The 26249-nt window shown below is 62.1% G+C and carries 23 protein-coding genes and 1 pseudogene; 11 read left to right on the forward strand and 13 right to left on the reverse strand.

The features are described from left to right. The first annotated feature begins 109 nt into the window (after positions 1 to 109). Positions 110 to 1954 carry a response regulator gene (locus NR164_RS02775; protein WP_079443764.1) on the forward strand — a complete coding sequence of 615 codons (1845 nt, stop codon included), beginning with the start codon at positions 110 to 112 and terminating at the stop codon, positions 1952 to 1954. Positions 1955 to 1964: 10 nt separating this feature from the next. On the opposite strand, the gene NR164_RS02780 is transcribed toward NR164_RS02775, so the two are convergent. The 3 genes from NR164_RS02780 to NR164_RS02790 form a co-directional block, all read right to left on the reverse strand. Further along, on the reverse strand, positions 1965 to 2645 hold the full coding sequence (locus tag NR164_RS02780; RefSeq protein ID WP_017845762.1) for a BON domain-containing protein: 681 nt from the start codon (positions 2643 to 2645) through the stop codon (positions 1965 to 1967). Between the two features lie 127 nt (positions 2646 to 2772). Continuing rightward, positions 2773 to 4155, reverse strand: a complete 1383-nt coding sequence (locus tag NR164_RS02785) for an MBL fold metallo-hydrolase RNA specificity domain-containing protein (RefSeq protein WP_046383383.1) — start codon at positions 4153 to 4155, stop codon at positions 2773 to 2775. Between the two features lie 35 nt (positions 4156 to 4190). Continuing rightward, a complete protein-coding gene (locus NR164_RS02790; RefSeq protein ID WP_177033210.1) occupies positions 4191 to 5111 on the reverse strand; it encodes a universal stress protein in 921 nt (306 codons plus the stop codon). A 283-nt stretch (positions 5112 to 5394) separates the two neighbouring features. Here NR164_RS02790 and NR164_RS02795 point away from each other — a divergent pair, with 283 nt between their 5' ends. From NR164_RS02795 to NR164_RS02805, 3 genes are all read left to right on the forward strand, one after another. After that, positions 5395 to 6042 carry a BON domain-containing protein gene (locus NR164_RS02795; protein ID WP_256822262.1) on the forward strand — a complete coding sequence of 216 codons (648 nt, stop codon included), beginning with the start codon at positions 5395 to 5397 and terminating at the stop codon, positions 6040 to 6042. A gap of 79 nt (positions 6043 to 6121) precedes the next feature. Then, entirely contained in the window at positions 6122 to 7945 is a 1824-nt protein-coding gene (gene ftsH / locus NR164_RS02800; protein ID WP_256822263.1) for an ATP-dependent zinc metalloprotease FtsH, read from the forward strand. Between the two features lie 33 nt (positions 7946 to 7978). Further along, a complete protein-coding gene (locus tag NR164_RS02805; protein ID WP_079443761.1) occupies positions 7979 to 8404 on the forward strand; it encodes a potassium channel family protein in 426 nt (141 codons plus the stop codon). A gap of 3 nt (positions 8405 to 8407) precedes the next feature. Here the strand turns inward: NR164_RS02805 and NR164_RS02810 are convergent, their stop codons facing one another. Further along, positions 8408 to 10777: a phosphoketolase gene (locus tag NR164_RS02810; RefSeq protein ID WP_256822264.1), complete on the reverse strand. Its 2370-nt coding sequence runs from the start codon at positions 10775 to 10777 to the stop codon at positions 8408 to 8410. A gap of 362 nt (positions 10778 to 11139) precedes the next feature. On the opposite strand from NR164_RS02810, the gene NR164_RS02815 reads away from it, so the two are divergent. After that, entirely contained in the window at positions 11140 to 11769 is a 630-nt protein-coding gene (locus NR164_RS02815) for a helix-turn-helix domain-containing protein (protein WP_017845755.1), read from the forward strand. 30 nt (positions 11770 to 11799) lie between these two features. Beyond that, positions 11800 to 12783: a zinc-dependent alcohol dehydrogenase family protein gene (locus NR164_RS02820; protein ID WP_102617453.1), complete on the forward strand. Its 984-nt coding sequence runs from the start codon at positions 11800 to 11802 to the stop codon at positions 12781 to 12783. Positions 12784 to 12796: 13 nt separating this feature from the next. Here NR164_RS02820 and NR164_RS02825 read toward each other — a convergent pair whose 3' ends face one another. From NR164_RS02825 to NR164_RS02835, 3 genes are all read right to left on the reverse strand, one after another. After that, the gene (locus tag NR164_RS02825) at positions 12797 to 13048 is read right to left on the reverse strand and encodes an Lpp/OprI family alanine-zipper lipoprotein (RefSeq protein WP_017845753.1); all 252 of its coding nucleotides are present in this window, start codon (positions 13046 to 13048) and stop codon (positions 12797 to 12799) included. Positions 13049 to 13158: 110 nt separating this feature from the next. Continuing rightward, on the reverse strand, positions 13159 to 14079 hold the full coding sequence (locus NR164_RS02830; RefSeq protein ID WP_046383377.1) for a universal stress protein: 921 nt from the start codon (positions 14077 to 14079) through the stop codon (positions 13159 to 13161). Positions 14080 to 14130: 51 nt separating this feature from the next. Next, positions 14131 to 15045: a universal stress protein gene (locus NR164_RS02835; RefSeq protein WP_104903156.1), complete on the reverse strand. Its 915-nt coding sequence runs from the start codon at positions 15043 to 15045 to the stop codon at positions 14131 to 14133. A gap of 188 nt (positions 15046 to 15233) precedes the next feature. On the opposite strand from NR164_RS02835, the gene NR164_RS02840 reads away from it, so the two are divergent. Both NR164_RS02840 and NR164_RS02845 read left to right on the forward strand, forming a co-directional pair. Continuing rightward, positions 15234 to 16136 carry a GGDEF domain-containing protein gene (locus NR164_RS02840; protein ID WP_017845750.1) on the forward strand — a complete coding sequence of 301 codons (903 nt, stop codon included), beginning with the start codon at positions 15234 to 15236 and terminating at the stop codon, positions 16134 to 16136. A 147-nt stretch (positions 16137 to 16283) separates the two neighbouring features. Then, positions 16284 to 17153: an oxaloacetate decarboxylase gene (locus tag NR164_RS02845; RefSeq protein ID WP_046383376.1), complete on the forward strand. Its 870-nt coding sequence runs from the start codon at positions 16284 to 16286 to the stop codon at positions 17151 to 17153. A gap of 20 nt (positions 17154 to 17173) precedes the next feature. Here the strand turns inward: NR164_RS02845 and NR164_RS30435 are convergent, their stop codons facing one another. Further along, positions 17174 to 17668: a methyl-accepting chemotaxis protein gene (locus NR164_RS30435; protein ID WP_372340279.1), complete on the reverse strand. Its 495-nt coding sequence runs from the start codon at positions 17666 to 17668 to the stop codon at positions 17174 to 17176. A gap of 93 nt (positions 17669 to 17761) precedes the next feature. Beyond that, positions 17762 to 18529: pseudogene (locus tag NR164_RS30440) on the reverse strand (PAS domain-containing protein); the annotation flags it as partial. Positions 18530 to 18727: 198 nt separating this feature from the next. On the opposite strand from NR164_RS30440, the gene NR164_RS02855 reads away from it, so the two are divergent. Together NR164_RS02855 and NR164_RS02860 are read left to right on the forward strand one after the other, a co-directional pair. After that, a complete protein-coding gene (locus tag NR164_RS02855) occupies positions 18728 to 19108 on the forward strand; it encodes a RidA family protein (protein WP_177033196.1) in 381 nt (126 codons plus the stop codon). A gap of 139 nt (positions 19109 to 19247) precedes the next feature. Further along, a complete protein-coding gene (locus NR164_RS02860) occupies positions 19248 to 21236 on the forward strand; it encodes a U32 family peptidase (protein ID WP_079443756.1) in 1989 nt (662 codons plus the stop codon). 40 nt (positions 21237 to 21276) lie between these two features. On the opposite strand, the gene NR164_RS02865 is transcribed toward NR164_RS02860, so the two are convergent. Beyond that, positions 21277 to 22170: a DMT family transporter gene (locus NR164_RS02865; RefSeq protein ID WP_046484202.1), complete on the reverse strand. Its 894-nt coding sequence runs from the start codon at positions 22168 to 22170 to the stop codon at positions 21277 to 21279. Between the two features lie 109 nt (positions 22171 to 22279). Between NR164_RS02865 and NR164_RS02870 the strand changes: the two genes are divergently transcribed. Beyond that, complete coding sequence (locus NR164_RS02870; RefSeq protein WP_017845744.1) at positions 22280 to 22720, forward strand: Lrp/AsnC family transcriptional regulator; 441 nt, start codon at positions 22280 to 22282, stop codon at positions 22718 to 22720. A gap of 102 nt (positions 22721 to 22822) precedes the next feature. Here NR164_RS02870 and xylB read toward each other — a convergent pair whose 3' ends face one another. From xylB to NR164_RS02885, 3 genes are read right to left on the reverse strand one after another with little or no spacing between them, the layout of a single operon-like run. Further along, positions 22823 to 24283, reverse strand: coding sequence for a xylulokinase (gene xylB / locus NR164_RS02875; protein ID WP_126588365.1), 1461 nt, complete (start codon positions 24281 to 24283; stop codon positions 22823 to 22825). 16 nt (positions 24284 to 24299) lie between these two features. Beyond that, complete coding sequence (locus NR164_RS02880; RefSeq protein ID WP_046383370.1) at positions 24300 to 25292, reverse strand: LacI family DNA-binding transcriptional regulator; 993 nt, start codon at positions 25290 to 25292, stop codon at positions 24300 to 24302. A 22-nt stretch (positions 25293 to 25314) separates the two neighbouring features. Further along, complete coding sequence (locus NR164_RS02885) at positions 25315 to 26247, reverse strand: ABC transporter substrate-binding protein (protein ID WP_057004076.1); 933 nt, start codon at positions 26245 to 26247, stop codon at positions 25315 to 25317. Positions 26248 to 26249: the final 2 nt, after the last annotated feature.

Consider the following 26249-nt stretch of genomic DNA (forward strand, 5'->3'; position numbering starts at 1 on the left):
ACCGTCGGGGCTCGGTAAATACTTACATAGATCAATTAAGCCGCCTTACAAACTGCATAGGATTGCGCATCAGGCAATACGACTTTGCGTCTTGCCAGGAGGGGTAATCATGCAAGTCAAGCAATCCATGTCGGAAGAGGTGTTGCCACGTCAGGCATCAGGCCCGGCATCGGCCTACTGTCCCCTCCCCGCTGAACGGCTGGGCGGCATCGATCAGAAACTTCGCCAGACCGCGCAATTGGTTTCACTCATCGTCGGGCAGCTTGAGGCCTGTGAATTCGACCCCGCGACACCGGCGCGCAGGGTGCTTGAACAATTGGATGCCACGCTGGAGAAATTGTTGAGTCGATTCGGGCTCGACCAACCCGCCCCCGCGACAGACTATGATCGCCACGCAGCGGTGGATTTCCCCATACAGACCCTCTTCAAGGCATTGGCTCAAGACTTTTTGCCGTTGGCCGCCGCCCAGCGCCGCAACCTGCGGATCGTGCCGTGTTCGTCGTGGGTCAGGAGCCTTCCCGATTGCCTCAGGCAACTCTTGAGCGGTCTGCTTGCCAACATCATGGACAGTACCAGTACGCTACGCCTGACACTGGGCTGCAGGCGCCACGCGGAGTGGCTGAGCATCGAGCTGTGGTTCGCGGGCTGCAAAAGCCGCGACGACGCCTTGCGTATCGTGTCGATGCCTGTCTATGAGGCTTCGCTGCCGGGTGCCTGTGGCAAGCCTGCCCTTCGCTCGATAGCGGAACTCAGCGCGATGCTGGGTTTACAGCTACAGGTCAAAACCGCTGACGAACGCGCGACGCTGATTTCCATCAGCGCGCCGTTATCGCCGTCAGTCGTTCAGCCCGGCGCGCGCAGGCAACAGAACGCTCGAGCGCTGGGCATGGCTCGCACGTGCCTGCTGTTGATCGTGGAACCGGACGCCCTGCTAGGCGATATGCTCAGTTGCGGTTTGGGGGCGCTGGGCTATCGAACGGCAGCGGTGCGCGATAGCGTCGCCGCGTTGGAATGGATCGCGCGATCGGGCATTCAACCGGACCTGATCTTGACCGAGCACGTGCTCGAGCGGTCCTCGGACGGTGTCCAACTGGTGCAAAAGATTCGCGATCAATTCAGCCGAACCACACCCGCGGTCATATTGACCGCCGAGACGAAAAAGCAGGTTTCCCAGTCCGCCCTGACCGCCGACTGCATGCTCCTTCGCAAACCGGTGAGCCTGAACCTGCTGCGCGTCACCCTCGCCAGTGCATTGAGTACACACGCCGAAGTACACGCTGTTCACGCCATGCCTCCGTCGCGCCAACCCGTCATTTACGTGGTGGACGACGACGCCGCGCTGCGCAGCGACTTGCGCACGCTATTGGAGTCGGAAGGTTACCTGGTGCGCGACTACGGCGCTGCCGAGCAGTTTCTCGACAGTTATACCGCTGACCAACCGGGCTGCCTGATCATTGATGCGCGCCGCTCGGGCATCAGCGGGCTTGAGACGGTGGCCCGTCTTAAAGCACAGGGCGACGAGTTGCCCGTTCTGATGATCAGTTGCAACAGTCGCGTTGCCGATGTCGTCGATGCGATGAAGGCTGGGGTATGCGACTTCATTGAAAAGCCGTTTCGTTATCAGCAGCTGTTAACCAGCGTGAAGAAAGCGTTGGCCAGCCAAGTCGCAACCGAGAGTTCCCAGGTCCTTCGCAAGGCTGCGATTGACCATATCAACCACCTCACCGCACGGCAGCGCCAGATTCTGGCGATGGTGCTGGACGGTCATCCGAGCAAAAACATCGCTGCCAACCTGGGGATCAGTCAACGGACAGTGGAAAAGCACCGAGCGTCGATCATGAGCAGGACCGAAGCCAGGTCGATTCCCGAACTCGCCCGCATCGCCCTGGCGGCCGGCGAAAAAACACTCTCGGCGGCTGCCAATGACAAACGCAACGGGCTCATCGGCGGATGATCGCGGAAGGTTATGTCGAACCCGGCGATTCAAGGCCGCTGGGCGATACCATCAGATTGTCGACAACCTTCTGCACACCCGCAGTGCCCGATGCCGTCAACCGCGCCATATCCCGCTCCGGGAGCGATCCGACAACCCCCGAGAGCGTGACTTCCCCGCCCTCCACACGCACGTCGATAGCGTGGGCGTCGATGATCGCCTTGCGGCGAAACGCTGATTCGATATCGGTCTTGATGGTTTGCGCAGAGGCGTGGGCCTTGACGACGATATCGTTACTGATCCCCTTGATCCCTTGCAGATAGCGCACTGCGTAGCCGGCCGTCTGGCGCTGATGCTCAGAATCCACTTCTCCGCTGAGCACCAGCCAGCCATCGGTCACGCTGACTTTGACGCGGTGGTCCGCCAGCGAGGTATTCCATTGCAATGCGGAAACGGCGGCCGCGACGAGATCGCTGTCAGTCCGCACATGACTGGAAGGCAGCACGACATCGATCTGGTTGAGCAGATCCACGACACCGGCGACATGTGCGACCGCCTGTTCCGCGTGCCAGCGCTCGGCGTGACTGGCGACATTGCCGGAAAGCGTGACGATGCCATCGGACACTTGAACCAAAATCTGATCGGCTTTAAGTGCCAGGTCCCAATTCAGTTCTTCGATCACCTGTTGCCTAAGCTTTTCATCGGTATTCATAAAAAAGCTCCAGAGTTTTTCAAAAGTCTCAATCAGCCAAAGCGTATCCGGTTGCGATGTTTTTCAGCAGGTCGGAAAGTACCCATCCTTGGCGCGGGAGCGGTGATTCAGGCGCGTTTTTTTGGCGCTAGACCGGCAAAGGCTGCGCGACCGCCGGCAGTTCGACACTGTCCCGATACTCCGGCACCGACACCGACCAGCCCAGTTCCTGGCTGATGCGCCGCCGCAGCACGTCCGAGGCGTTCGGCTCGCCGTGTACGACGTAGGTGTGTTTCGGCGCACGCTTGAAGCCGCGCAGCCACTGCATGATTTCATCGGCATCGGCGTGTGCGGACAGGGTTTGCATCGGCACCACCTCGGCGTTGATCGGCACGTCCTGACCGTGGATACGCACCGACGGCACACCCGCGACAATCTGCGCGCCACGTGTGCCGCCGGCCTGAAAGCCTGGCACCAACAGGGTGTTGAGCGGGTTGGGCGCCAGCGCCTTGAGGTGGTGCAGCACCCGCCCACCGGTGGCCATGCCACTGGCGGCAATGATGATCGCGGGGGTGCGCTGCTGGTCCAGGTCAATCGACTGTTGCACGGAACACACAAAGTGCGTGCCATCGCACATGCCCTGGCAGTCCTCCAGCGACAGCCGATGCTCAGAGCGAAAACGCTGGTACAGGCGGGTGACCTCGGTGGCCATCGGGCTGTTGAGGTAGATCGGCAGGTCCGGGATCGCGTGCTGTTGTTTGAGTCGATACAGGTGATACATCAGCAGTTGCGCGCGCCCCACCGCAAACGACGGCACCAGGGTGATGCCGCGCCGCAGCGCCGTGCGGTTGATCACGTCCGCCAGTTGCTGTTCGGGAGGCTCAGCGGGGTGTCGACGATCGCCGTAGGTGGATTCCACCAGCAGGTAATCGGTCTGCTCGATGGTTTCCGGGGCGAACATCAGGGGATCGTTTGGCCGCCCCAGGTCGCCGGAACACACCAGCGTGACGCCATCGGCGACGACTTCGACCGTCGCCGCGCCAAGAATATGCCCGGCGTCACGCAGCAGGATGGTCAAGCCCGGCGCGATCGCGACCCGGTGGTGCAGCTCGATCGGCCGCAGCAGCTTCAACGCGCGCTCGGCGTCCTGTTCGGTATAGAGCGGCAGCGCCGGGTCATGCTTGGAGAAACCATGCCGGTTGGCGAATTCGGCCTCTTCTTCCTGCAGGCGGCCACTGTCGCGCAGGAGGATTTTCGCCAGCTCGCAGGTGGCCGGCGTGGCATACACCGGCCCGCGATAGCCGTTGCGCACCAGAACCGGCAGGTAGCCGCTGTGGTCCAGGTGGGCGTGGGTCAACACGATGGCGTGCAGGTCTTGAACCGGCAGCTGGAACGTGTCCCAGTTGTGCAGGCGCAATTGCTTATAGCCCTGGAACAGGCCGCAATCGATCAGTACGTGCAGGTCGCGATGCTCCAGCAAGTACTTGCTGCCGGTGACCGTACCGGCCGCCCCGAGAAATGTCATACGCATGGCTATGTCCTTGAGGTCTCATGGGATCGGTGGTTTCAGTCAACCCAGGGTGATGGCTTGACGATCATCAAACTGCAGGAGGTGCGGTTCAGCACACTCTCGGCGGTGCTGCCGATCAGCCGGTCAAGCTTGTCGCGATAGACCGTGCCAAGCACCACCACGTCGAATGCATTGCGCCGGGCGAACAAGCTGATCACTTTGTGCGGAATGCCGGTCAGCACATGTTGGCGTTCCTGCTCGACCCCATAGCGTTCGGCGAGCACATCGAAGGCTTCCACCTGCGCGTCATTGACCGCCTCGCCCAAACTGCTATCCAGGCTTTGGGTCGGCACGCTCGTGGGGGTATCGCCCACCACCGACCAGTTGCTGACATTGAGCAGGTGCAGATGGGCATCGCACACATGCGCCAATGTCGAAGCCAGTTCGAGCACGCGCTCGTTCAGCCCGTATGTGAGTTCTTCGAGGTGCGACAGGTCAATGGCCGCGAGTACTTTCAACGGTTTGGGGTGCCTGGCGTCGGTGACCAGGTGCAGGCAGGCCGGACAATCGCGCAACAACAGCCAATCCAGGGGTTGATGGAAGGTCCGGTCAAGGGCCGAGACATGCTGGACGTCCTTGATCACCAGGTCGGCGTGAAAGTCGTTCACATACGCCAGCACGTGCGCCAGGTTGGGTTTGGCCCACACCACTTCACAGCTGACCGCCAGCCCCGCACGCCGTTGAACGCGCATTTGCTGCTCCAGCCAGTGGTGATGGACCTGCAGGTAGCCTTCCCTGGCCTGGGCCATCGCGTCATGGTCAAACAGGCCGGCCACCTCCAGCGATGCGACATAATCAAACGCCACAATGTGCAACAACGCGCCGGTTGCAATGGCCAGTGCCTGGGCCCGGTCAAAGGCCGGGGTGCGTGTCATCTCCGAGGGTGCAATCAATAAAATACGTTTGAGTGGCAGCATTAGATACCTCGGCCTGGGCGCATGTAATCACCTGACTGCAACCCGACGTCCTAGCGAGCAGCGTGGTGCCCTGTTGTTGTGACTGAAAACCGTCGGTCAAGTATCTGGCGCCATAGGGCGCGCGCTCTGATCTTTGTCAACTAATGGCTGGCTTTCACACAATGAGTGAATCACTCAGGCCTTGTTGATATAGCTCAATGATTTTCCGTGGTTCGAGCGTAGAAACCAGTGACTGGCCACTCTCGGCCCGTCATCAGCCACGAATTCGATTGAGGACACCATCATGAGCGACTTGAGTTTGCGCAAAGCCATTATGGAAGAGCTTGAATTCCAACCGCAGATCGATGCAGCCAGCATCGGTGTTGCCGTGGAAAACGGCGTTGTCACGCTCACCGGACATGTCAGTAGCTATGAACAGAAGGTCTGCGCCGAGCAAGCGGTAAAAGGCATCAAAGGCGTGCGCGCAGTCGCCGAGGAGATCCAGGTGCGCCTGCACAAAGGCGCCGGTACCGCGGACGACACCATCGCCTCCCGCGCCCTGAGCATCATCAACTGGAGCGCCGACGTACCGGCGAATGCGGTTAAGGTCATCGTTCAGAACGGCTGGATCACCCTCGAAGGCCAAGTCGACTGGCAGTACCAGAAAGAAACCGTAGAGAAGGCGGTGCGCAAGCTGTCCGGCGTGCTTGGGGTGGATAATCGGCTGACCCTGAGCCCGCGGGTAGACATCGTCGATATCCGCAAACGCATCGAAGATGCGCTCAAACGCAATGCTGAAGTGGACGCCAAGGACATTCATGTCAGGGTCGACGGTGATGTGGTCCGGCTCGACGGCAAGGTTCACCTGTGGCGCGAGCGCAAGCTCGTAGAACGGGCGGCCTGGTCGGTGCCGGGCGTCACGCGGGTGGAAGATCACCTGCTGCTCGCCTGAGGTGATGCATGCTCCAGTGCGCCGACTGGGGCATTCAACGTTTGTGTCTGCCTTGCGTGCCCTTTTTTGAGTCAAGGTCATGAAAAAGAACCATCAGTGGAACCTGTCTTACTTTCTGACCGCGTTTGTCGTGTTCACCGTTGTGCAGTTTCTATGGACGGAACACCGCGTGGTGCAAAACATCCCGTACAGTCAGTTTCTGCAGTTGCTGAACGAGCAGAAAGTCAGCGACCTGCAGGTCGAGAAAGACCAGATCAGCGGCAAGCTGCAAGTGCCGATCGACGGCCATAACCTGTTCACGACGGTGCGGGTCGACCCGACGTTGGCCACCAGCCTGGCGCAGTCGGGCGCGAGCTTCACCGGGGTCACTGACAATACCTTTTTAAGCGGCCTGCTGGGTTGGCTGCTGCCTTTTATGCTGATCATGGTGGTCTGGCACTTTTTGTTTCGCGGCGTCGCGGAAAAACAGGGCCTGGGCGGGCTGATGAACATCGGCAAGTCCCGGGCCAAGGTGTTTGTCCAGCGCGATACCGGGATCACCTTCGCGGATGTCGCCGGCATCGACGAAGCCAAGGCCGAACTGGTGGAGATCGTCTCGTTCCTCAAGGACAAGGCCAAGTACGCACGGCTGGGCGCGCATATTCCCAAAGGCACGCTGCTGGTCGGTCCGCCGGGCACCGGCAAGACCCTGGTGGCCAAAGCCATCGCTGGCGAAGCCGGGGTGCCGTTTTTCTCGATCTCGGGCTCGGAATTCGTCGAGATGTTCGTCGGCGTCGGCGCCGCGCGGGTCCACGATCTGTTCGAACAGGCGCGCCAAGCGGCACCGTGCATCATTTTCATCGATGAACTGGATGCCCTGGGCAAGATGCGTGGCGTCGGCGTGTTCGGCGGCAATGACGAAAAGGAACAGACCCTCAACCAGCTCCTGGCCGAACTGGACGGCTTCGATCCCCGCGAGGGCGTGGTGCTGCTCGCTGCGACCAATCGCCCGGAGATTCTCGACCCGGCGCTGCTGCGTGCCGGCCGGATCGACCGTCAGGTGTTGATCGATCGCCCTGACCGCAAGGGGCGGCAGGCGATTCTCAAGGTCCACCTGCAGAAAATTACCGTGGACAAGGCCCTCGACAGCGAGCGCATCGCCGACATCACCACCGGTTTCACCGGCGCCGACCTGGCGAACCTGGTCAACGAAGCGGCGATTGTCGCCACCCGCCGTGGCGCCGACACGGTCGGCCTGGACGACTTCACTGCGGCCGTGGAACGCCTGATCGCGGGCATCGAACGCAAGAGCAGCGTGCTGCGCCCCGAAGAACGCCAGGTGGTGGCGTACCACGAGATGGGCCATGCACTGGCGGCGAGCCACCTGCCGGCCATGGACCCGGTACACAAGGTGTCCATCGTGCCGCGCGCCATTGGCTCGTTGGGCTACACGCTGCAGCGCCCGACGGAGGACCACTTCCTGATCAGTTACCAGATGCTCAAAGACCGCATCGTCGTGCTGATGGCCGGCCGCGCCGCCGAATTTCTGATATATGCTCAGACGTCCACCGGGGCCGCCGATGACCTGGCCCGTGCGACCGATATCGCGCGGCAGTTGGTGACCCGCTTCGGCATGAGCGCCGAACTGGGGCAGTCGGTGCTGGAGCGACAAAACATGACCTACCTGGGTGAACAGATGCAGAGTACGGGGCAGAAAGATTATTCGGAACAGACCGCCAGGGAAGTCGACCTGTGTATACGCGCCCTGCTCGACGAAGCCTACGCCCGCGCCAAGAGCTTACTCCAGGCGCATCGCGCCGACCTGGAGGCCGGCGCGCGCCTGTTGATGGAAAAGGAAAGCCTGACCCCAGAGGACTTCCCCGCGCTGCTGCCGATGAAACCCGTGCCGGTCGCCGCAGGTTGAGCGTCGCCCTGAAACCACGCACTGAGGCTCGCCATGCTGGCCGTCACGCTGATTAATACGCTGGTGGTCATCATCGCCGTGATCATTCATTACGAATGCCTGTTGCGCCTGAACGACTGGTTGCCGCGGCTCAAGGTCTGGAGCCGCTTCAGGATGGTCATCGGGGTCTTCGGTGCCCTGCTCGCCCACGCGATCGAAGTCTGGTGCTTCGCCCTGGTCTATTACCTGATGACACGCGACGGCGAGTGGGGCAGCCTGTCGGGCCAGTTCGATGGCTCGTTCATGGACTGCGTGTACTTTTCCTTCACGACCTACACCACCATCGGTTTCGGCGACATCACCCCCATGGGCCACATCAAGTTCCTGACCGGCCTGCAAGCGCTGACCGGTCTGGTGCTGATCACGTGGACGGCGTCCTTTCTGTTCCTGGAAATGCAGAAGTACTGGAAGAACAAGTAGCCCCTAGCCGGCCGGGGTCCATTGCCAGTTCAGCACCTCGGGCAGGTCTTCGCCGTGTTCGATCAGGTACAGCTTGTGTTTCTCCATCATCGCCCAGTAGCGCGCCTGCGCGGTGTGGCGTTGCTCGTGCAGCCGGGGCACGCGCTCGATGACGTCCAACGCCAACCGGTAGCGATCCAGGTTGTTGATCACCGCCATATCGAACGGGGTGGTGGTGGCGCCCTCCTCGATGAAGCCGCGCACATGGAAGTTGTCGTGATTGGTGCGCTTGTACAGCAGCCGATGCACCAGCGCCGGGTAGCCGTGGAAGGCAAAGATCACCGGTTTGTCGGTGGTGAACAACTCATCGAAGGCGGCATCCGCCAGGCCATGGGGATGCTGCGATGACGACTGCAGCACCATCAGGTCCACCACATTGATGACCCTGACCCGCAGATCCGGCACGTATTCGCGCAGCAATGTCACGGCGGCCAGGGTTTCCAGGGTCGGTACGTCGCCGGCGCAGGCCATGACCACGTCCGGCTCCTGATCATCGCGGCAGGCCCAGTCCCAGCGGCCGATGCCCGCCAGGCAATGGCGCACGGCCGCGTCGATATCCAGCCACTGCCACTCCGGCTGCTTGCCCACCACGATGACATTGATGTAATTGCGGCTGCGCAGGCAGTGATCCGCCACCGACAGCAGGCAGTTGGCATCCGGCGGCAGGTAGATGCGCGCCACGTCGGACTTCTTGTTCGCCACCAGGTCGATGAAGCCGGGGTCTTGATGAGAAAACCCGTTGTGGTCCTGGCGCCAGACATGGGACGTCAGCAGCAGGTTGAGCGACGCCAGCGGCTTGCGCCAGGGCACGCCGGCTGCGGTTTTCAGCCACTTGGCATGCTGGTTGACCATCGAATCGACGATATGGATGAACGCTTCGTAACACGACAGCAGGCCATGACGCCCGGTGAGCAGGTAGCCTTCGAGCCAGCCCTCACACACGTGTTCGCTGAGAATCTCCATGACCCGGCCATCCGCCGCCAGGTTCACGTCGTCGGCCTCCAACGGGTCCATCCAGGCCTTGGCGCTGACCTCGTACACGGCGTCCAGGCGATTGGAGGCGGTTTCATCCGGGCCGAACAGGCGGAAGTTGGCGGCGCCCTGTGCGTTTTTCATCACGTCGCGCAAAAAGCTGCCCAATACCCGGGTCGCCTCGGCACGCAGGCAACCGGGGGCCGGCAGGGCTACCGCGTAGTCGGTAAAGCATGGCAAGTCGAGCGTGCGTAATACCAGCCCGCCGTTGGCGTGCGGGTTGGCGCTCATGCGGCGGTGCCCGGTGGGCGCCAGCGCGGCGATTTCCGGGAGCAAGGCGCCGTCGGCATCGAACAGTTCGTCGGGACGGTAGCTGTTCAGCCATTCCGCCAGTTGCTGCACATGCCCCGGCGCCTGAAAGTTGGCCAACGGCACTTGGTGGGCGCGCCAGGTGCCTTCGACCCGACAGCCATCGACAAATTTCGGCCCGGTCCAGCCTTTGGGCGTGCGCAATACCAGCACCGGCCACAGCTGGCGCTCCGGCGTCTCGGCGCGCCGGGGCTGGCGTGCCGCGTGCTGAATCTCGCGGATTTTCAGCAGCATGGTGTGAAGGGTGCGGGCAAGCTCCTGATGCACCTGCGCCGGGTCATCGCCTTCGACGAAGTACGCATCGTAACCATAGCCATACAACAGCGCCGACAGTTCATCTTCGCTGATCCTGGACAGGACCGTGGGGTTGGCGATCTTGTAGCCGTTGAGGTGCAGGATCGGCAGCACTGCCCCATCGCGCGCGGGGTTGATGAATTTGTTGGAGTGCCAGCTGGCGGCCAGCGGGCCGGTTTCGGCCTCGCCGTCGCCGATCACGCAGGCGACGATCAGGTCCGGGTTATCGAAGACCGCGCCATAGGCGTGCGCCAGGCAGTAACCCAGCTCGCCGCCTTCATGGATCGAGCCCGGGATTTGCGCCGAAACGTGGCTGGAAATCCCATAGGGCCAGGAAAACTGCCGAAACAGCCGCAGCAGGCCATTGGCATTGCGCTCCACCGAGGGATAACACTCGGTGTAGGTGCCTTCCAGGTAGGTCTGCGCGACCACCGCCGGCCCGCCATGCCCGGGGCCGGCGACAAAGAGCATGTTCAAGTCGTACTGGTTGATCAGCCGATTGAGGTGCGTATAGAGCAGATTCAGCCCCGGCGTGGTGCCCCAATGCCCCAACAGGCGCGGTTTGATGTGCGCCAGGGTCAAGGGTGTCTTTAACAACGGGTTGCTCTTGAGGTAGATCTGCCCGACCGCCAGGTAATTGGACGCCCGCCAATACGCGTCCAGCCCTTCCAGCTCCTCTGCACTCAAAAAATCGCTCATACACCCCTCCGTCAAGGCTCGACCCGTGGATTGTCGTTCGTCGATTCTGGGTGCCTCAACTGCGCGAGGCTTGATGTATATCAAGTCTTAAAGCCGGCGCTGAAGCTCAATTGAAACAGGAACTCGGGATATTGAGCAAAAGTCGAAGAAGCGCATTTTCCTCGTTCTCTCTATCACTCAGGCACATGCCTGGACGGAGCGCATGCATGAATGCCCATCACCTGCGTTTAGTCGGTCGCTCGACGGTGCTACCGCACACCTCCTGCCCCAGACCGGTAATCCCCCCCAAAACGGCATGTTCCGGTTGCGGCGTGTCGGCATGCAGCTTGCCGATCGGTCTCGATAGTCCTGACGTGTCCCACTTGGATGCGTTGGTGGTGCAACGCTTCAAGGTCAAAAAAGGCGCAGCTTTATTCCGTACCGGCGACCCCTTGCGTTCGCTGTATACGGTTCGCACCGGCTCGTTCAAGACCGGCATCGTGTCTGTCGATGGCCGTGAACAAGTGACCGGCTTTCAACTCTCCGGCGATATGCTCGGCCTGGACGCCATCAGTGACGATGCACACGCCTGCACGGCGGTCGCCCTTGAGGACAGTGAGGTCTGCCCCATCCACTTCGCCCATCTGGAGAGCCTGGCGCGCAACCTTCCGTCGCTGCAGCACAACCTCACGCGGCTGCTGAGCCGTGAAATCGTGCAGGATCACACCCTGCTGATGCTGATGGGCAACATGAGCTCGGATGAACGCCTGGCCGCGTTCCTGCTGAACCTGTCGCAACGCTTCAGCTCACGCGGGTATTCGGCCAGGCACTTTGTGCTGAAAATGCGCCGTGAGGAAATCGGCTCCTACCTGGGCTTGCGCCTGGAAACCATCTGCCGCGGCATCGCGCACCTGCGCGACCAGGGGTTGGCGCAGATCGTCGGCCGCAACGTCACGATCCTGGACCTGGAAGGTCTCAAGCGTCTGGTCGCGGGCTGCCGCCGACCGATCTAGCATTACCGCCCGAACACCTGGAGATTCGTCATGCGTGCGATGGTTCTGCACACCCCCGGCCAGCCGCTGCAACTGGAGCAGCGCCCGATCCCGACACCCGGAAGCGGGCAGCTGTTGATCAAGGTCCTGGCCTGTGGCGTGTGCCGCACCGACCTGCACCTGGTCGACGGCGAGTTGCCGCAAGCGCAACTGCCACGGGTGCCAGGCCATGAAATCGTCGGTGAAGTGACGGCCGTGGGCGCCGCGGTCGGGGCTGACTGGATCGGCCGCCGCGTCGGGGTGCCGTGGCTCGGCTGGACCTGCGGCGAGTGCGCTTTCTGTCGATCGGGCCGGGAAAACCTCTGCGATCAGGCGCTGTTTACCGGCTGCAATCTGGACGGCGGCTACGCTGAATACACGGTGGCGGACGAACGCTTCTGCCTGCCGATTCCCGACACACTCTCGGACGTTCAAGCCGCGCCCCTGTTGTGTGCCGGCCTGATCGGCTTTCGCGCCTTGCAGATGGCCGCCGACGCCGCCCACCTGGGGCTTTACGGCTTCGGTGCGGCCGCCCATCTGGCGATCCAGGTGGCGCTGGGCCGCGGGCAACAGGTGTACGCGTTCACCCGCCCGGGTGACAGCGCAGGCCAGGCCTATGCACGCTCATTGGGCGCCGTGTGGGCCGGGCCTTCGGACCAACTGCCGCCGCACCTGCTGGATGCCAGCCTGATATTCGCCCCGGTCGGAGCGCTTGTACCGCTGGCATTGGCCGCCACCGTCAAGGGCGGCTGTGTGATTTGCGCCGGGATTCACATGAGCGATATTCCGGCCTTCCCCTATCGACTGCTATGGGGCGAGCGCAGCGTGCGTTCAGTGGCGAACCTGACCCGACAGGACGGCACAGCGTTTTTTCAAACCGTGCAGCACACGCCGGTCCACTGCGACATCACCCGCTTCGCCCTGGAAGACGCCAATCAGGCACTCGCGCACCTGCGCAGCGGGCAGTTCAACGGCGCGATCGTGCTGACCCCATAACACGCAGCAGCGGCTATTTGCGGGTCGCGCTGGTCAGCATATGGATCGCTCTTTCGTTGGCTTCGTCAGCGGTGCGCTGGGCCTGGTTGGCCAGCGCCATCGCCTGCTCCGCCTTGAGGTAGGCTTCGTCAGCGCGCAGGCGCGCCGTGGCGGCATTGTTTTCCGCGGAGTCCAGGCGAGCCTCAAGCTCCTTGACATGTTGACTGCACCCGGCGGACGTTGCCAATACCAGCGCCAACAGTGAAACGGACAGGTAGCGGTTCATGGTGTTTCCCCTCGATTCATCGCGGTAAGAAATCAACAACGCACATTTTCAGTATCCGGCGTGGGCCCGCCCTGCCTCTGACCTTTGTCAATAAAGGATCAGAGCCCGGGCTAGCCCTTGACGTCGTTTCCCGGCTGGCGGATCGCTAAAATGCTGCCCGGCACCGAATACAGCGCCCGTTCGGTGTTGCTGCCGATCAGTCGGTCGAGCCCGACCCGGTGAGCAGTCCCCATGACCACCACGTCGGCCTGGAATTGCTCGACAAACTCCTGAATCACCGGCACTGGCTGGCCCATGACAAAGTGCCGTCTTTCCGGCGGTACGCCATAACGGTCGGCCAAGGTCACGAACGCCTGGTGCAACGACTGGCGCAGCTCTTCGGCGAAGTCCACGTTCCAACCGCCCATGGCCATCGGCGCATCACCGTTGAATGCCGGTGACAGGTCATAGGCGTACAACAGATGCAGCGGCGCATCGCATTGCAGGGCCATGGAGTAGGCGCACTGAATGATGGTGTCGTTCAGACCGCTGATCTGCGTGCCGGGCTCGAACGGATCGACGGCCGCCACTACGCGATGGGGCAAACCGTAGCGCGCCTGGCTCACCAGATGCAGGGGGGTCGGGCACTCGCGCAGCAGGTGGCAATCGAGCGGGGTGATGAATATGCGCTTGAGAACCGGCTCCAGCTTCACGTCCTTGATCACCAGGTCCGGGTTCAGATCGGCGATCGTGCGCAGGATCTCCAGCACAGGGTGGGTGGTGAAGAGCAATTCAACCGTCACCTTCAGCCCGTTACCGCCCAGGCGCTGGACTTCGTCGATCAGCCAATCGCGATAGCGGTGCAGGTAGTCCTGAAAAGCCGACTCATCGACGTGTTCTTCCCACAAATGAATGATCGGCGCAGGTTCGATAAACGCCCTGATATCGAGCGCCGCGCCGCTGGCCTTGGCCAGGGCCACCGCGCGCAGCAGCGCCGGGGAGTGATACAACGAACGGTCGGTGATCAGCAACAGACGTTGATATTGGCTCATTTCGCACCTCGTCGGGCACCGGTTGGTCCTGGCGCCAGGTTCAATCCTTCATCAGTTGCGCGTCGGTTTGATCGCCCACATGCTGCACGGCGCGTGGTGCAGCAGGCTTTCGGCGGTAGTGCCCAACAGCTTGTTCAAGCCCCAGTGCTGCACGGTGCCCATGACGATAATGTCGATCTGGTGATCGCGGGCGAAGTCGCAAATGTTGAAGAGCGGCGTGCCCTCGATAAAGTGCCGATGCTCGACGGGAATCCCCTGGCGCTCGGCCAACGCGGCAAACGCCTCATGCTGGGCTTCATTCAACGACTCATAGAGCCCGGCGGCCAGGGGCACCGCGCCGAAGCCCATGTCCTTGGCATACACCGCGGCCCAGTCGTACACATGCAGCAACTCGAGCTGGGCCTGGCATTGCGCGGCCAGCTTGACCGCCGCTTCGACAATCTGGTCGTTGAAGATCTGGTCCTGCTCCTCGCTGCGCAACACATCGACAATCGCCAGCACCTTGCGTGGCAACGGGTGGCGCGAGTCGGTGACCAGATGCACCGGCACCGGGCAGTCGCGCAGCAGTTGCCAATCCAGCGGGGTGAAGAACACCCGTTTCAACGCTGGCTCTTCCTCGGCATCCTTGATGATCAGGGCCAGCGACATCTCGTTGACGAAATGCAGGATTTCCTCATAAGGATGATGCACCCAGACCACCTCGCTGGTGACCTCGACCCCGCGCTGGCGCATTACCTCGGCCTGCTCGGCGAGCCAGTGGCGATGGGTGTCCAGGTACCCTTCCCGGGCCCGATTGATCTGTTCGGGCGCGAACAGCCCGGCGATCGCCAGGGCCTGCAAATAGTCGAATGCCACGATATGCAACGGCAACTGCATCGCGCGCGCCAAGGCAGCTGCACGATCGAACGCCGGTGTGCGGGTCATGGACGAAGGGGCAATCAACAGTAAACGCTGAGTCTGCAACATGGGGGCACCTCGGCACGCGGCCATCTGATTCGGTGGATAGGCCTTCAGATTGAGCGTTCCGGCTCAGCGGCTACTTGATCTTTATCAGTTGGTGCCCGCAAAAGTTGATTTTCATCAACAGCCGCCAGGCCCCTTGCCCCTAGCCTGCATCAAGACTTGCAGCGTCACCGGCTCCGTCGGAGGGCACCATGATCGAAGATGAGCAGCAAGTGTTGGTGAGGGCGTTGGACGCGGCGACAAACCCGGTGCTGATCACCGAGAGATCGGGTTGCATTGTGTGGATCAACCGAGCGTTCAGCCTGTTGAGTGGCTATTCGAAGCTGGAGCTGGTCGGTAAAACCCCGCACCTTTTGTCGTCGGGACGGCAAACCACCACGTTCTATCGAGAGCTGTGGATGACCATCATGGCGGGCCTGACCTGGCAGGGTGAGATGGTCGAGCGCCGCAAGGACGGCTCCAACTGTACGATCAATCAGGTCATTACCCCGGTGCTCGACCCGCAGGGCGTGGTCACGCACTTCATCGCGATCCTGCACAACTTCAAGGTGATGGACGAAGAACGTGCGCGCATGCAACAACTGGCGTTCCATGACGGACTGACCGGCTTGCCCAACCGCAGCCTGTTTCTGAGCCTGCTCAATCAAGCGATGAGTCATGCCACCCAGCAGCAACAGCCGCTGGCGTTGATGTTTATCGACCTGGACCGTTTCAAAGCGGTCAACGACACCCATGGGCATGCGTGCGGCGACAAGTTGCTGGTGGCGGTGGCCGAACGCCTCAGCCAGTCGGTGCGCAGGTCCGATGTCGTCGGCCGTTTGAGCGGCGATGAATTTGCGATCCTGGTGACCGGCATGGACCACGCCAGGCAGGTCGAGGTGTTGGCCGATAAATTGATCGGCGCGATCAACCAGCCGTTCATGATCGATGCCCACCGCCTGAACACACACATCAGCGTCGGCATCAGCCTGTATCCATGGGACGGGGCAAGCGTCGAGCAACTGCTCGCACGGGCCGACGACGCGATGTACCAGGCTAAACGACGCGGTGGCAGCGCCTGTCATTTCAACCTGCTTAGCCAGCCTGCCGACTGAACGGCGCACACCTCGCGCCCACCGTATGTGCGGTGGGCATAGCCCATTCTCAAACGTCATAATCCTGGGTTTTGTGGCGTGGTAATCTCTGACGACTATGAATAGGCATTGATCGTCAGTCGACAATGACCAGAACCAGGAAAGATCATGCCCAAAGTGTCCCACTCAGCCCTGCGTCGTAATTTCCGTGAACTGCTTGCTACGCCACTGTGCGTTGAGACGGCCTCTGTGTTCGACCCGATGTCGGCGCGTATCGCCGCCGACCTGGGCTTCGAAGTCGGCATTCTGGGGGGCTCGGTCGCTTCGCTGCAGGTACTGGCGGCACCCGATTTTGCGTTGATCACCTTGAGTGAGTTCGCTGAACAGGCCACCCGGATCGGCCGCGTTGCGCAGTTGCCGGTGATTGCCGATGCCGACCACGGCTATGGCAATGCCCTGAATGTCATGCGTACCGTCGCGGAGCTGGAACGCGCAGGCGTAGCGGCACTGACGATTGAAGACACGCTGTTGCCGGCGCAGTTCGGGCGCAAATCGACCGATCTGATTTCCATCGAGGAAGGCATCGGCAAAGTCAGGGCCGCCCTTGAAGCACGGGTCGACCCCGAGCTGTCCATCATCGCCCGCACTAACGCAAAGGTGTTGCCGACCGAGGCCGTGATCGAACGCACCCTGGCCTATGAAAAAGCCGGTGCCGATGGGATCTGCATGGTGGGTGTCAGCGACTTCGAGCACCTTGAGCAGATTGCGCAACAACTCACGGTGCCCTTGATGCTGGTGACCTACGGCAACCCGAAACTCAATGACAGCCAGCGCCTGGCAAGCCTGGGAGTACGCATCGTGGTGGCCGGCCACGGCGCCTACTTCGCGGCGATCAAGGCCACCTACGACAGCCTGCGCGCCCAACGTCAGCTCACCCACAGCACCTCGAACCTCAGTGCCACCGAGCTTACTCACACCTACACCCTGCCGGAGAGCTACGTGGCCTGGGCCAAAGAGTTCATGGATGTAGAGGAGTGAGACTGACCCCGGGTGCGCGTCTAGCCGACCCAGCCGACAGCGGTTTTCGGAACCACCTCCGACTCATCCAGCTTTGACGCAAACATGCTCACGGCTTGCACCGCATCGCTGGTGCTGGTGCGGATCTGCAGAATCACCGAACCCGCCTGGTCGGCCAGGCTGACGCCACGTTGCGCGCCTTCCTGGGTCGCGCTCATGCTGGCGACCGCGTCACGGGTTTCCGACAGAATCAGGCCGATCATCTCGGCAATCTCGGCAGTCGAACGGCTGGTGCGCCCCGCCAGTTGCCTGACCTCATCGGCCACCACCGCAAAACCACGGCCCTGATCACCCGCGCGCGCGGCCTCGATGGCGGCGTTGAGCGCCAGTAGGTTGGTCTGGTCGGCAATACCGCGAATGGTATTGACGATCGCAGTGATCTGCTCGGAACGATCGCCCAGTTGCCCCACCAGACGTGCCGAGGCGCCGATGTTTTCGGCAATGCGGCGCATTTCACTGGCGGTTTCGTGGATCACCTGGGTGCCATGTTCGGCGAATCGCTCGGTTTCCGAGGAAATATGATAAGCGCGGGAAGCACCGCGTGAATCCTCCTCGAACTTCTCGACGCGCTCGCTGATGTCGCTGGCGAACTTGACGATTTTGATCAGCTTGCCGTCGCCGTCATACACCGGGTTGTAACTCGCTTCCAGCCACACCACGCGGCCGTGCTTGCCGATACGCTTGAATTGCCCGGTGAAGAATTCACCATTGTTCAAGCGCCGCCAGAAGTCGGCGTACTCAGGGCTGTTGACCTGGGTCGGTTCGCAAAACATACGGTGATGTTTGCCTTTGAGTTCCGTCAGTGAATACCCCATGACCGCGAGGAAATTCTCGTTGGCATCGAGCACTTGCCCGTTCAAGTCGAACTCGATCACCGCCATCGCCCGGTCCAGCGCAGCCAGCTTGCTGCGGGTCGCCGCCTCCTGCTCCACTTTGCGCGTGACGTCGAGGGCGTACTTGACCACTTTCACGACCTGGCCACGCTCATCCAGCACCGGGTTGTAGCTGGCCTCCAGCCAGATGATCTTGCCGTGGGCGTCCACGCGTTTGAATGTGCCCGAGACGAACTTGCCGGCCCTGAGTTCCTGCCAGAACTCGGCATAGGCAGGGCTGCTGGTCAGCGCCGACGGGCAAAAATCACGGTGGGTCTTGCCGGCCAATTGAGCGCTGCTGTAACCCAGGGTTTTCATAAAGTTGTCATTGGCGCGCAACACCTTGCCATTGAGGTCGAATTCGACCACGGCCATGGAGCGTTCAAGCGCGGCAATCAATCCTTGGTATTCAGCGACTTCGGCCCTCCTGGCCGCCAGTTCTGTTTTTAGTGTGTGATTGAACATGACGTAGCCTCAGCCGTGTGTGGAATCGCGGTTTATTTCCTGCGCTATCGGCCAATAAATACCGGACTTGACCGATGAAAAATAAATATCATTTGACGTCAAATACCCGTCGCTCGCCACGCCTGCAAAGCCGAAGGGTACTGATCCGCGCGCGCCCTGTGTTTAAATTGACCACCCTTTCCCTGCCAAGAGATCCGCATGGCCAACAACGACCTATCCTTCACCCCTGATCCGGATGCCGACTCGATTTCCTCCGACGTGATCGGCTTCAACGGCATCCTGGTCTCCACCCAGATCCCGACCCGCGCCGACGGCAGCCTGGAACTGGGCGACATCACCGCGCAAAGCGAATGCACGCTGCAAGCCCTGAAAGTCGCCCTTGAACGCGCCGGCAGTTCCATGGACCGGGTGATGCACCTGACCATCTACCTGACCGACATGGCCGACCGCGCGGCGTTCAACGAGGTCTACAAGCGCTTCTTCGCCAAGCCGTGGCCGGTGCGTGCCGCAGTTGGCGTGGCGGCCCTGGCGGTGGAAGGCATGCGCGTGGAAGTCACCGCGATGGCCGCCAAGGCCTGAACCCGCGTCGATTGAAACACCCGTCATTGGCCTGGCACCTTGCAGGCCAAGCCCGCCGGCGGCCCTGCGGTAGGTGCCGGTCAGGCGTTTCACGGCTACAATGCGCGCCTCGACCGTGACAAGCCTGACTAAAAAAACTATGTCCTTGCCCAAGCATCACCTGGAATTGCTCAGCCCTGCCCGCGATGTCGCCATCGCGCGCGAGGCCATCCTGCATGGCGCCGACGCCATCTACATCGGCGGCCCAAGCTTCGGCGCCCGCCACAACGCCTGCAACGAGGTCAGCGATATCGCGCAGTTGGTCGAATTCGCCCGGCGCTACCACGCCCGCGTCTTCACCACCCTCAACACCATCTTGCATGACAACGAACTGGAACCGGCGCGCAAGCTGATCCATCAGCTCTACGACGCTGGCGTCGACGCGTTGATCGTGCAAGACCTGGGCGTGATGGAGCTGGATATCCCGCCGATCGAGCTGCACGCCAGTACCCAGACCGACATCCGCACCCTGGGCCGCGCCAAATTTCTCGACCAGGCCGGCTTCTCGCAACTGGTATTGGCCCGCGAGCTGAACCTGCAGGAAATCCGCGCCATTGCCGATGAAACCGATGCCGCCATCGAGTTCTTCATCCACGGCGCCCTGTGCGTGGCGTTCTCCGGGCAGTGCAATATCTCCCACGCGCAGAACGGCCGCAGCGCCAACCGCGGCGACTGTTCCCAGGCGTGCCGCCTGCCGTACACCCTCAAAGACGATCAAGGCCGCGTCGTCGCCTTTGAAAAGCACCTGCTGTCGATGAAAGACAACAACCAGAGCGCCAACCTGCGCGCCCTGGTCGATGCCGGTGTGCGCTCGTTCAAGATCGAAGGGCGCTACAAGGACATGGGCTATGTGAAGAACATCACCGCCTATTACCGCCAGCGCCTCGACGAGATCCTCGAAGACCGCCCCGACCTGGCCCGCGCTTCCAGCGGCCGGACCGCGCATTTCTTCCTGCCCGACCCGGAAAAGACCTTCCACCGGGGCAGCACCGACTATTTCGTCAGCGACCGCAAGATCGACATCGGCGCCTTCGACACCCCGACCTTCACCGGTCTGCCGGTGGGCGTGGTGGAAAAAGCCGGCAAACGCGACCTGCAAGTGATCACCCATGAGCCGCTGTCCAACGGCGACGGCCTGAATGTGCTGGTCAAGCGTGAAGTGGTGGGTTTTCGCGCCAATATCGCCGAGGCCAAGGGCGAGTTCGAGGAAGACGGCGAGAAGCGCTACCGCTATCGCGTCGAGCCGAACGAAATGCCGGCCGGCCTGCATCAGTTGCGCCCCAACCACCCGCTGAACCGCAACCTCGACCACAACTGGCAACAGGCGCTGCTCAAAACCTCCGCCGAGCGCCGGATCGGCCTGTCGTGGGTCGCCCGACTGCGCGAAGATCGCCTGGAACTGAACGCCACCAGCGAAGAAGGCATCACCGCCAGCGTCGCCCTGCCCGGCCCGTTCGGCGCGGCCAACAAGCCGGAACAGGCGCTGGACACCCTGCGTGACCTGCTCGGCCAACTGGGCACCACCGAATACCACGCCACCGCCATCGAGCTGGATGCGCCGCAGGCATTCTTCATCCCCAACTCGCAGCTCAAGGCCGCGCGCCGTGAAGTGATCGAAGCGCTGACAGCGGCGCGCATCGACGCTCACCCGCGTGGTGGGCGCAAGGCCGAAACCAGCCCGCCGCCGGTGTACCCGGAAGCGCACCTGTCGTTCCTGGCCAACGTGTATAACCAGAAGGCCCGGGATTTCTACCATCGCCACGGCGTGAAACTGATCGACGCGGCCTTCGAAGCCCACGAAGAAACCGGTGAAGTGCCGGTGATGATCACCAAGCACTGCCTGCGTTTCTCGTTCAACCTCTGCCCCAAACAGGCCAAGGGCGTGACGGGGGTGAAGACCAAGGTTGCGCCGATGCAGTTGATCCATGGCGATGAAGTGCTGACCCTGAAATTCGACTGCAAGCCATGCGAAATGCATGTGGTGGGCAAGATCAAGGGGCACATCCTCGGGTTGCCGCAGCCAGGCAGCGTGGTCGGCTACATCAGCCCGGACGATCTGCTCAAGACCATCCCGCGCGCGCCGCATTGATCGAACCGCGGGCGCGCTGCAACGGCGCGCCCGCTCTCGATCACTGCACTTGCACCACCGCTTTGGGGCGCCACCACCAGCCCCTTTGCAAACCGGCGGCAGCCAACAGAATCGCGGCGACACCCAGCCATTGCAGCCAACCCAGGCGATGCCCGAAGGCAATCCAGTCGACCAGAATCGCCGCAATCGGGTAGATAAACGACAACGCGCCGGTGATGGCCGTCGGCAACTTCTGGATCGCCCCGTACAGCAACACATACATCAAACCGGTGTGTACCACCCCGAGCGTCAACAAGGCCGCCCAGGCGTTGTGCGCCACCGGCAGACTGTGCCACGGCACCAGCGGCGCCAGTAACAACGCACCGGTCGTGACCTGGATCAGCGCGATCAAATGCGGCGGCACCGCCTTCAGGCGCTTGATGATCAGCGCGGCAAGCGCATACAGAAACGCCGCGCCGAGGGCCAGGGCGATACCGGCCAGGTAGTCGTCGCCGGTTGGCTGATTGCCATGGGCGCTGACAATCGCCAGCATCCCGAGGAATGCCACACTCAGCCACGCCAGCTTCGGCACGCTGAGCTTTTCACCGAGAAACAGCGCCGCCAGTATCACCAATATGAACGGCTGCACGTTGTACACCGCGGTGCTGATGGCGATGGACGCGCGGGAATACGATTCGAACAGCAGCAACCAGTTGCCGACAATGGCCCCTCCGCTGAGCATCGCCAGGCCGAGCCCGGCCCAACTGAGCAAGTCCCGGCGCAGATACCCGAGCAGCGCGCACACCAGCAATAATGTCAGCGCCCCGATCACGCAGCGCCAGAACACCACTTCGAGCACCGATACGCCCGACACCAGTACAAACCAGCCAATGGTGCCCGAGATCAGCATGGCGGCGACCATTTCCCACGACCCGCGACGGATGGATGTATCCATGATTGAGACTCCTCAAGTGAGGCTCAATTATGGCAAGCTGGTTCGCCGCGGCTCCAGCGCCTAAAAAAGGCGAAAAGCCTCAATGACCTTTATTTATTAGGCGCACACCATGATCGACACCATCGACCAACAACTGATCGGCGCTTTGATGGACGACTCCCGGCTGTCCCTCAAGGCCCTGGCCGGCATCACCGGCCTGTCCTCGCCCAGCGTCGGCGAACGCCTGCGCCGCCTGGAAGAGCGCGGCGTGCTGACCCATTACACGGTCGACATCGACCCCAAACACTTCGGCTACCTGCTGCAAGCCATCGTGCGTATCCGTCCCCTGCCCGGCCAATTGCAGGAAGTGGAGCGGCAGATCCAGGCCATCCCCGAATTCACCGAATGCGACAAAGTCACCGGCGAGGACTGCTTCATCGCACGCCTGCATGTACGCACCATGGACCACCTCGACAGCCTGCTGGATCGGCTCAACGTCTATGCCGAGACCAACACCGCCATCGTCAAGAAAACCCCAGTGAAGCGGCGCCTGCCACCGCTGACGGACTAACGCCGACAAACCTTAGGTGGGGATAGCAGTGGTTCAGGCACTTATGCAGTGACTGACACTCCGCTATCGGGAGCAAGCTCCCTCCCACAGGGCCAGGTCAAGTCAGTCGTGCAGAGCCTTGGCCGCGCCCAACAGCCCCTGAAACTTGCGATAACGCGCCTCCAGCACCGGCTGTTGCGCCACGTCCGGTACATACCGCGCCTTGACCGGCATGCCCGCCGCGAGCAACGCCGCGCCCTGCCCGATGGCCAAAAAGCCCAACTTCGCTGCGCCGATGCACGCGCTCAGTTCACTGCCGTGCAGCGTGAAGATTTCCCGCTGCAGGATGTTGGCCAGCAACTGCGCCCAATACTCACTGCGCGCGCCGCCACCCACCAGCGCACAGGCGGTGACGTCGGCGCCGCTCGATTGCACCGCGCGCAACGCGTCGAGCAGGCCAAAACCCACACCTTCCATCACCGCATACCCCAGCATCGCCGGGGTGCAGTCGTGGCCCAGGTTCATAAAGCCGCCGCGCAATAAGGGGTCGTTATGCGGGGTGCGTTCGCCGGCCAGGTACGGCAGGAACAACGGCGTGTCCAGCGGTACCGATTGGCCGATGGGCAACTGGGCCTGGACCTGATCCAACAGCGCCTGTTCATCCGGCATGCCCGTCAGGCGCGTGACCCAGCGCAAACAACTGGCGCCAGCCAGCATCGCGCCCATGGTGTACCAACGGTCGGGCAGCGCATGGCAGAAGCTGTGTACCGCGCTGGCCGGGTTGCCCGCCGCATGGTCGGTGATGGCGACAATTGCCGCGCTGGTGCCCAGCGTGATGAAACCGTCGCCGGCATTGATCGCGCCGATGCCGACCGCCGCAACCGGGTTGTCGCCACCGCCGCCGGCAATCACCACCTCGGCGCGCAAACCCAGCTCGCGGGCGGTCAGACACGCGCTTGCCGCACCGCCCTCCACCAGCCTGGGCATTTGTTCCGGCGCCAGGCCGGTGGCCCGCAGCATGGGGCTGAACCATTGACGATTGGCCACGTCCAGCCACAGCGTTCCGGCCGCATCAGACATCTCGCTGACGCGCTCCCCGCTCAAGCGCAGGCGCAGGTAATCCTTGGGCGACAGCACGCAATCGATGGCCTTGAACACCTCGGGCTCATGCCGTTGCAGCCAGAGCAGTTTCGGCGCGGTCAAGCCGGCCATGGGCAAGCTGCCGGTGACATCGGCAAACCCTGGCCCAAGCTGAGCCGCTTCGGCCACCGCGCGCGAGTCGTCCCACAGAATCGCCGGGTATAACACGCGATCGTCATCCCCCAGCAATACCGCGCCGTGCATTTGCCCAGACAGGCCGATGCACGCCACACGGGCAAACGATTCATGAGCGCGCAACACATCCAGCGCCTGCAAACAGGCTTGCCACCAGTCTTGCGGCGCCTGTTCGGACCAGCCGGGGTGCCGGCGCGAGACGCTCAAGCGCACGCCGGCCTGAGCCAGCACCGCGCCGCTGGCGTCCATCAGGATGGCTTTGAGTTCCGAGGTGCCCAGGTCGATGCCGAGGGAAACAGCAGTGTTCATACGCGAGTCATTCCAATCAATCACAGCCACAGGAGTTACGTATTTGCAGGGTCGGCTCCAGACGCACACTGCGGGTCGGCGCATCGGGTGCGGCCATGCGTTGCAGTAACAGGTTGACCGCACGAGCGCCGAGCGCCTGGACCGGCTGGGCGATCAACGTCAGGCGCGGCACAAAGAAATCCGCCCAATCAAAATCATCGAAGCCCACCAGCGCCATCTGCGCCGGCACTTCGATATGTGCATCGCGCAAGGCCTGCATGGCGCCGAGGGTCATCAGGTTGTTGCCGGCCATGATCGCGGTCGGCGGCGCGGCCAGGCCCAGTAACTGCACCGTGGCCTGGCGTGCCGGTTCGGTGTTGGAGCCGCCGTTGACCAGCAGTTGCGGATCGAACGCCAGCCCCGCGGCCGCCAATGCCGCGCGATAACCAGCCACCCGTTCATCCGTGGTGCTGAACCCCGGGCGCCCGGCGATAAAGCCGATTCGGCGATGCCCATGGGCGATCAGGTGGGCAATCAGCGCCTGGGTGGGCTGGGTATTCGCCACCCCGACCTGATCGAATTGTTCACTCATCATTCGGTCCACCAGCACCGCCGGAATCTCGCTGGCCCGTAGATACTCCAGGGCCAGCGAGCCGTTCGAGGGCGCCAATACAATGCCGTCGACGCGCCGGTGATGCAGCGCCGTGACCACCCGCAGCTCCTGCTCCGGGTCGTCGTGGGTATCGACGAACAGCATCATGTAGCCGTGCTTGGCGCACTCGGTTTCGATCGCGTGTACGGTTTCGCTGAAGTAATGATTGGACAGCGCCGAGATCGCCACGCCGATGGTGTTGGTGCTCGAACGCGCCAGCGAGCGCGCCAGGGTGTTGGGGATATAACCCAGTTCCTGGATCGCGCGCTGCACCGCTTGCACCGTGGCCGGGCTGACCTTGCGGGTGCCGTTCAACACATGGGACACCGTTGACGTCGACACCCCCGCTCTGCTTGCGACGTCATCCATGGTGACCACGGCGCTGTCCCCCCTCAATGACTCAGTGTTTACTCGACCAGCCGCTGTACGTCGCGACGTTGTCGCGGGTGATCAGTTTGGGCGTGAGCAGCGTAACCGTTTCGGCCGGCGCCTTGTCGTTGAGAAGGTCATTGCCGATGTTCACCGCCGTCTGCGCCATGGCCCATGGGTCCTGGCTGGAGGACGCCTGGATCTGGGTGTCGGTCTTCAGCGCATTCTCGATATCCGGCGCGCCATCTACCGAGGTGATGATGATACCGCTGCGTTTGAGCTGCTTGGCCGCCAGGTCGCTGCCGATGGCCTGGGGGTCGTTGATCGCGAACAGACCGTCGATTTTCGCAAAACGCGTGAGGTAGCCCTGCATCACGTTCAGGCCGCCTTCACGCGAGCCCTTGCCGTCCTGGTCATCGGACAGCACTTTGATCTGCGGCGCAGCGGCCAAGGCGGCCTTGCAACCTTTGACGCGGTCGGTCACGGCGGTCACTTGCGGGCCGTTCTGGATAATCACGTTGCCTTTACCCGCGAGCTTGTCCACCAGGAATTGGCAGGCCAGTTTGCCGGCTTCGACGTTGTCGGTCTGCACGGTCGCGTTGACCCCCTTGGCGTCCACGTCCACCGCCACCACGACGATACCGGCGTCACGGGCTTTCTTGATCGCCGAGGCCATCGCGGAGGGGTCGACGGCGTTGATCAGAATCAGGTCGACCTTGGACGAGATGAAGTTGTCGATCTGCGAAAACTGCTTGCTCAAGTCATAGTCGGCCGACACCGACGTGACCTTGACGCCGGGGTTCAGCTCCTTGGCGCGGGCCGTGGCGCCGTCGGCCAGGGTCACGAAATACGGGTTGCCCAGCGAGCCCATGCTGATGCCCAGGGCTTTCAATTCACGCGCTTCCACGGCTTGGGACATCAGGGCAGCCAAGGCAATGACGGGGAAGATGTGTTTTAGGTTCATGT

Origin of the sequence: Pseudomonas sp. Pse79, from assembly GCF_024519615.1 — a bacterium.
GTDB classification, from domain to species: Bacteria; Pseudomonadota; Gammaproteobacteria; order Pseudomonadales; family Pseudomonadaceae; genus Aquipseudomonas; species Aquipseudomonas veronii.